The organism is Mycobacterium sp. (assembly GCF_049280035.1).
Taxonomy (GTDB): Bacteria; Actinomycetota; Actinomycetes; order Mycobacteriales; family Mycobacteriaceae; genus Mycobacterium.
On the sequence record NZ_JBAPPI010000373.1, the window covers coordinates 1 to 5912 of the forward strand.

At 66.0% G+C, this 5912-nt stretch carries 7 protein-coding genes; 1 reads left to right on the forward strand and 6 read right to left on the reverse strand.

Annotated features, from left to right (window positions below; genetic code table 11):
• Positions 1-199, forward strand: a 199-nt coding sequence (locus WAN71_RS12575) for a PPE family protein, SVP subgroup (RefSeq protein ID WP_422225643.1), incomplete at its 5' end; no start/stop codon positions are given.
• Between the two features lie 9 nt (positions 200-208).
• On the opposite strand, the gene WAN71_RS12580 is transcribed toward WAN71_RS12575, so the two are convergent.
• The 6 genes from WAN71_RS12580 to map form a co-directional block, all read right to left on the reverse strand.
• Positions 209-988 carry a 3-oxoacyl-ACP reductase gene (locus tag WAN71_RS12580; RefSeq protein ID WP_422225644.1) on the reverse strand — a complete coding sequence of 260 codons (780 nt, stop codon included), beginning with the start codon at positions 986-988 and terminating at the stop codon, positions 209-211.
• Entirely contained in the window at positions 988-1761 is a 774-nt protein-coding gene (locus WAN71_RS12585) for a gamma-glutamyl-gamma-aminobutyrate hydrolase family protein (protein ID WP_422225645.1), read from the reverse strand. Before WAN71_RS12585 ends, WAN71_RS12580 begins: the two co-directional genes overlap by 1 nt.
• On the reverse strand, positions 1712-3109 hold the full coding sequence (locus WAN71_RS12590; protein WP_422225646.1) for a glutamine synthetase family protein: 1398 nt from the start codon (positions 3107-3109) through the stop codon (positions 1712-1714). Before WAN71_RS12590 ends, WAN71_RS12585 begins: the two co-directional genes overlap by 50 nt.
• On the reverse strand, positions 3106-3657 hold the full coding sequence (locus tag WAN71_RS12595) for an alpha/beta fold hydrolase (protein WP_422225649.1): 552 nt from the start codon (positions 3655-3657) through the stop codon (positions 3106-3108). The genes WAN71_RS12590 and WAN71_RS12595 overlap by 4 nt, the downstream gene beginning before the upstream one ends.
• A gap of 204 nt (positions 3658-3861) precedes the next feature.
• Positions 3862-5361, reverse strand: coding sequence for a cobyric acid synthase (locus WAN71_RS12600; protein ID WP_422225647.1), 1500 nt, complete (start codon positions 5359-5361; stop codon positions 3862-3864).
• Between the two features lie 16 nt (positions 5362-5377).
• Positions 5378-5912, reverse strand: a 535-nt coding sequence (gene map / locus WAN71_RS12605; protein ID WP_422225648.1) for a type I methionyl aminopeptidase, incomplete at its 5' end; no start/stop codon positions are given.

The window sequence follows — 5912 nt, forward strand, 5'->3', positions numbered from 1 at the left end:
GCCGAGCTGGGATGCGATCGCGGCGACGACAAGCCCCATCGCCCCGTTGTTAGGAGGCGCGCCGATCGGCGCCCCGGCCGCGGTGCCCGGCATGCCGGGAATGCCGGCTGCCAGTGCAGCCGGAAACCACTTCAACGGCTCCGCTCCCAAATACGGCTTCCGCCCGACGGTGGTGGCGCATTCACCGGCGGCCGGGTGACCGGCAGCCCTACAGCGGGGTGGTGTAGGCGGAGCTGATACCGCCGTCGACCAGGAACGTCGCCGCGGTGATGAACGAGGCGTCGTCGCTGGCCAAAAAGGCTACGGCTGCAGCGATTTCGTCGGCCTCGGCGAAGCGGCCCATCGGCACGTGCACCAGCCGCCGAGCCGCGCGCTCGGGGTCGCTGGCGAAAAGCTCTTGCAGCAGTGGGGTATTCACCGGCCCGGGGCACAGCGCGTTGACCCGAATGCCCTGGCGGGCGAACTGCACTCCAAGCTCCCGCGACATCGCCAGCACCCCACCTTTGGACGCGGTGTAGGAGATCTGGGAGGTAGCCGATCCCATCACCGCAACGAACGACGCCACGTTGACGATCGACCCTTTGCCTGCAGGCGCCATGTGCCGCAACGCCGCCCGGCAGCACAGGTAGACCGATTTCAGGTTGACGTCCTGCACCTGCTGCCAGACCGGCAGATCGGTGTTCTCGATCAGCTCGTCCTCCGGTGGCGAAATGCCCGCGTTGTTGACCGCGATGTCGACCGAACCGTAGGTGTGCGCCGCCGTGTCGAACAGCGTGTTGACCGCTGCTTCATCCGAAACGTCCACGCCGACAAACAGACCGCCCAGTTCGTCGGCGGCCGCCGCACCGCTCTGCTGGTCGATGTCGCCGATGACGACGGTGGCCCCCTCGGCATGCAGCCGCCGCGCCGACGCCAGGCCGATTCCGCCGCCGCCGCCGGTGACAACGGCGATCCTGCCGGCCAGCCGCCGGCTCAGATCGATGCTCATCATCCCACCCGTCCGCTCGCGTATACACGCGCTGCCTCGACAATCGCCGAGAACAGTCGCAGGTCGTCCAAACTCTCCTCCGGATGCCACTGCACCGCGAGCACGAAGCCCTCCCCGGGCGATTCCAGCGCCTCGATCACACCATCGGCATCCCATGCGCTGACGATCAGGCCCTTGCCGAGTTCGGCGATGGCTTGATGGTGATAGCACTGCGCGTCGACCGATTCACCAACCAATGCGGCCAGCCGGGTACCCGCGACCGTGCGCACCGGCAGTCGGCTGAACACCGCGTTGCCGGCCCGGTGCCCGCTGTGTCCGACGACGTCAGGCAGGTGCTGATGCAGCGTTCCGCCCAGCGCGACGTTGAGTACCTGCGCGCCGCGACAGATGCCCAGCACCGGTATTTCGCGCTTGAGCGCTGCGTCCAGCAGCGTGAATTCCCAGGCGTCGCGCTGACGGCCGGGCTGGTCGGTGGCCGGATGCGGCTGCTGGCCGTAGGCGGCGGGGTCGACGTCCTTGCCGCCGGTGATCAGCAGCCCGTCCAGGCCGTCGAGCACCCGTTCCGCGATGTCGGGATCGACCGGCTGCGGAGGTAGCAGCACAGCCACCCCGCCTGCCGCGATGACGCCCTGAAAATAGACAGCGGGCAGGAAGCTGGCGCGGACATCCCACACACCCATCTGCGCCTGGTCCAGATAAGTGGTCAAGCCAATCACCGGCGGTCTAGAAACGTTCAAACCCCCGCATCCTCTCCCAGTCGGTGACTGCCGCATTGAACGCCGCCACCTCGACGTGGGCGTTGTTGACGTAGTGGCTCACGACATTCTCCCCGAACGCCTGCTTAGCGACCGTCGACGCCTCGAAAAGCGCCGCGGCCTCGGCCAGCGTGCCGGGCAGCCGTTCGACATCGCCAACGGCCTGATAGGCATTGCCTGAGCACGGCTCGGGCAACTGCAAGCCCTGCTCGATACCGTGCAGCCCACCGGCGATCAGCGCCGCCACGGCCAGATACTGGTTGACGTCACCGCCGGGCACCCGGCATTCCACCCGCATATTGTCGCCGTGACCGACGATGCGCAGCGCACAGGTCCGATTGTCGAGTCCCCACGCCACCACGGTAGGCGCAAAGCTGCGATCGGCAAACCGCTTGTAAGAGTTGATGTTCGGCGCATAAAACATCGTCAACTCGCGCAATGTAGCCAACTGGCCGGCGACGAAGCTGCGGAACGTTTGCGACATGCCTCGCTGTTGCTCAGCATCGGCGAATACTGCGGAGCCATCCGTCGCCCGAAGCGACAGGTGAATATGGCAGCTGTTGCCCTCGCGCTCATCGTATTTCGCCATGAACGTCAGGGCTTTGCCGTGCTGGTCGGCGATTTCTTTAGCCCCGTTCTTGTAAATACTGTGGTTGTCGCAGGTGACCAGCGCCTCGTCGTAGCGGAACCCGATCTCCTGCTGACCCTTGTTGCATTCGCCCTTGGAAGCTTCCCAACGCAGACCCGCACCCTGCATGTGCTGTCGAATGTCGCGCAGCAGCGGCTCCATCCGGCTGGAGGCCTGCACCGCGTAGTCCATGTTGTAGTCGCTGGCCGGAATCAGCCCGCGATAGCCGTTCGCCCAGGCGTGCCGGTACGTGTCGTCGAAAACCATGAATTCCAGTTCGGTCGCGACATAGGCGCGCAGCCCGCATTGGCTTAGCCGGTCAAGTTGACGACGCAGGACGCGACGCGGCGCCGGCTCGACCGGGCTGCCGTCATGCCACGCCAAATCGGCCAGCACCAGCGCTGTCCCGGGCAGCCACGGAATCAGCCGAAGCGTCGTCGGGTCCGGCAGCATCACGATGTCGCCGTACCCGGTGTCCCAGTTCGACATCGCGTAACCGCCGACGGTGGTCATGTCGACGTCGACGGCGAACAGGTAGTTGCAGCATTCGGCACCGTGCTCGGCCACCTCGTCGAGGAAGAACCGCGCGGCGACCCGCTTGCCCATCAGCCGGCCCTGCATGTCGGTGAACCCGACGATCACGGTGTCAACATCACCGGCGGCGACCAGTCGCCCGAGCTCATCACGCGACAACGGCGCTTGGCCTTCAGTGCCGCCAGGGCGATGGTTTTCCGTCACCAGGTGCTGGTGCGCAGGACGATCTCGGCAGCCAACTGGGCGGTCGACTCGTGCGCGTTGCGCCGGGCAAGCAACTCCACCACGCGGTAATCGCCGTAAACGAACCGCTGGCTGGCGCGGGCCACCGCCTGTGCAGCCGGTGTGCTGACCAGCGCGGTTGTGTTGATCTCGACCGGCGGACAGTGGTCGTCGCGGATCACCCCGGTGGCATCGGCGACCCGTGGATGCCCGCGGTCGATGGCCACCAGACCGGTGAAACGGTCCAGCCTGGTCGCCGCCAACTCCCAGGCCAGCTCGCCGCCCACCCGATCGCCGACCAGTACGCCCCAATTGATGTCGAGCGAGTCGAGAATGCCTACCACAGATTTGGGTGTCAGTCGTGAGTCCGGGCCGACGACGATCGTCCGCAGCGACGCGGTGTGCAGGCGCTCACACACCGCGTCGTACGCGGCTGGCGCGCGCTGCGCGGCACCCAGCAACACCACGACGGAGCCCTGGTCCGGACCGGTATCACTCACCTGGATGGGAAACCCGTCGACGGTTGTCATCATCGTCGAGAGCACTAAAGCAAATTACAGCCAATTGGCCCGCGCGCGGGCCGTTTTCGCGTAGTTAGTTGACACAGCTTCAATTGGAAACGTTCTCGCAACATCGAACTGACGCGTCAATTTGCGACGACGACAGCGACAATAAGGAACGGCCATTTTGAAAACTTTTGGCTGACCGCCGTTTTGGAACGACAGGCGACGTTGTCAGTGCAGGGCGGCGACGACGGTCGGACGCGGCGGTGGGCCGCCGCTTAACAATCCGATGACTGCATCGACGTCGGTGTGGGCGTCCAACAGATCGGCCATCACATCCAGCTGGCCATCCCGCCGCGCCGAAACATCAATGTCTTCAGCCACCACAAACCCATCGCGGCCGGTTGCCGCCGCGGCGTTTGTCAACCAAAGGCGACGAAAGTCGTCATTGTCGAACAGGCCGTGCCAGTGCGTCCCGAATACCTGGCCGCGCCGATACCCCTGCGGGGACCCGTCCACCTCGAACCAGCCGGCCTCCGCGCAGCGGGCCACCCGGCCGTGGTGGATCTCGTAGCCGTGCAGCGATCCCTGCCAGCGGCGCAGCACCTTGTCAGGAGCGAACACGATATCGGCGTCCAGCAGCCCGATGGCCTGAACCCGGCCCGACTGGCTTTCCACCGGGTCGTCGATCCAGCGGCACAGCATCTGGAAGCCACCGCAGATGCCCAGCACAGTCCGGCCGGACGCGGCATGCGCGGCGATGGCCTGGTCCAGCCCACGCTCCCGCAGCCAGCCCAGGTCGGCGACGGTGGCCTTGGTGCCCGGCAGCACGACGACGTCGGCATCCACCAGGTCGGCGGGTTGGCTGACCCAACGCACCAGCACGCCGGGTTCGCAGGCCAGCGCTTCGATATCGGTGGAGTTGGAGATCCGCGGCAGCCGCGGCACCGCGACCCGTAGCCACCCCGAGCCGTGCGGCGGTTGCGGTCTGCCGATGATGCGGTGGGCCAACACCGACACCGAATCCTCGGCGTCGAGCCAGAGGTCGTCGCAGTACGGCAGCACCCCGTAAGTCGGACGGCCGGTGAGCTCGGCGAGTTGCTGTAACCCGGGCTCGAGCAACGCCGCGTCGCCGCGAAACTTGTTCACGATGAACCCGGCGACCAGCGCCTGGTCGTCGGGCTCGAGCACCGCCACAGTCCCGAACAGATGCGCCAGCAGGCCGCCGCGGTCGATGTCGCCGACCAGAATCACCGGCAAATTCGCGGGGCGGGCCAAGCCCATATTGACGAGGTCGGTTGCGCGTAGGTTGATTTCGGCCGGCGATCCGGCGCCCTCGCAAATCACCGCATCGAATTCGGCTCTCAGCTGCGACAATTCGTCGAGCACGACACTGAGTAGCTGGTTGCGATGCGACCAGTACTCGGTCGCGGTGACCGAGTCGACGGCCTGTCCCCGGATTACCAGTTGCGAGGCCGTATCGCTGCCGGGTTTGAGCAGGATCGGGTTGAACCGCACGCTGGGGGCCAGACCGGCCGCGCGGGCCTGCATTGCCTGGGCTCGGCCGATCTCACCGCCCTCGATGGTGACCGCGGAATTGTTCGACATGTTCTGCGCCTTGAACGGCGCGACCCGAATGCCCTTGCGCGCGAGCAACCGGCAGAGTCCGGCGACCACCACCGACTTGCCGGCGTCGGAGCTGGTGCCGGCGACCAGCAGCGCACCGCTCACGGCTTGGGCGCACCGGTCACGGCAGGGTGAGGATGTCCACGCCGGACTCGGTGACCAGCAACGTGTGCTCGAATTGCGCAGTCCATTTGCGGTCTGTGGTGACCACGGTCCAGCCGTCGTCCCAGATCTCGTAGTCGAGCGCGCCGAGGTTGATCATCGGCTCGATGGTGAACGTCATGCCCGGCTCGAGGATCGTGGTGACCGACGGCTGGTCGTAGTGCAGGACGACGAGTCCGTTGTGAAAGGTGGTACCGATGCCGTGACCGGTGAAGTCGCGAACGACGTTGTAGCCGAACCGGTTTGCGTAGGATTCGATGACGCGGCCGACCGCCGACAGGGCACGGCCCGGTTTGACGGCCTTGATCGCCCGCATCGTCGCCTCATGGGTGCGCTCGACAAGCAGCCGATGCTCTTCGGAGACGTCGCCGGCCAGAAACGTGGCGTTGGTGTCCCCGTGCACGCCGTCGATGTAGGCGGTGACGTCGATGTTGACGATGTCGCCGTCTTCGATCACCGTCGAGTCGGGGATGCCGTGGCAGATGACCTCGTTC

Coding starts and splice junctions, on each gene's coding strand:
- WAN71_RS12595 (WP_422225649.1), bottom strand. CDS start 3,657: ATGACAACCGTCGACGGGTTTCCCATCCAGGTGAGTGATACCGGTCCG.
- WAN71_RS12580 (WP_422225644.1), bottom strand. CDS start 988: ATGAGCATCGATCTGAGCCGGCGGCTGGCCGGCAGGATCGCCGTTGTC.
- WAN71_RS12585 (WP_422225645.1), bottom strand. CDS start 1,761: ATGCGGCAGTCACCGACTGGGAGAGGATGCGGGGGTTTGAACGTTTCT.